This is a genomic window from Rhodoferax sp. UBA5149 (assembly GCF_002413825.1).
Classification (GTDB): Bacteria; Pseudomonadota; Gammaproteobacteria; order Burkholderiales; family Burkholderiaceae_C; genus Rhodoferax.
The window spans coordinates 3,992-4,777 of sequence record NZ_DHXT01000058.1 but is presented as its reverse complement, the minus strand read 5'-3'; the positions used below and the strand labels follow the sequence as shown (position 1 = coordinate 4,777).

The 786-nt window shown below is 60.6% G+C and carries 1 protein-coding gene and 1 pseudogene; both read right to left on the bottom strand.

Annotation, left to right across the window (positions count from 1 at the left end; genetic code table 11):
• Positions 1-245 (bottom strand): annotated as a pseudogene (locus tag B3V69_RS04670) (response regulator); the annotation flags it as partial.
• A gap of 58 nt (positions 246-303) precedes the next feature.
• Positions 304-786, bottom strand: a 483-nt coding sequence (gene argB / locus B3V69_RS04665; protein ID WP_296444250.1) for an acetylglutamate kinase, incomplete at its 5' end; no start/stop codon positions are given.

The following is a 786-nucleotide window of genomic DNA, read 5'->3' as shown; positions in this document are numbered from 1 at the left end:
GCGCCGTCAGAATCAGCACCGGCATGGCATGCGGGGCCATCTGGGCGCAGCCTCTGCGTCACCGCCAAGCCATTCATGCCGGGCAGGCCCAGGTCGATGAAGGCCAGGTCACAGGTTTCGCGCCGCGTGACCTCCAAGGCGCGCTCGGCACCGCCCACCCAATCCACCGCGTAACCGGCATCGGCCAACCCCAGCTTGATGCCGCTGACCATCATGACCTCGTCTTCAACCAGCAGCGGTCTCATCGAATAGGCCGCTAGCCCCCGTGTTTATTGCACAATAAGCTATAAAAACAATAGCGCATCAGTGTGAACGAATCATGGTGCCGAAGGCCTGGTCCGTCAGAATTTCCAGCAGCAGCACGTGCGGCACCCGGCCATCGATGATGTGCACCGAGTTGACGCCGCTTTTGGCCGCATCCAGCGCGCCGCTGATCTTGGGCAGCATGCCGCCACTGATGGTGCCATCGGCAAACAAGTCGTCGATCTGGCGCGCCGACAGATTGGTCAGCAGCTCACCCGCCTTGTTCAAGACGCCGGGGGTGTTGGTCAGCAACATCAATTTTTCAGCCTTCAGCACGGTGGCCAGCTTGCCCGCCACCACGTCGGCATTGATGTTGTAGCTCTCGTTGTTTTCACCAAAACCGATAGGGCTGATGACCGGAATGAAAGCGTCGTCCTGCAGCGCCTTGACCACGCTGGGGTCGATGCTGACGATGTCGCCGACCTGGCCCACGTCATGCTCGATGCTGGGGTCGGCGTTGTCCAGCATCTTGAGTTTTTGGGC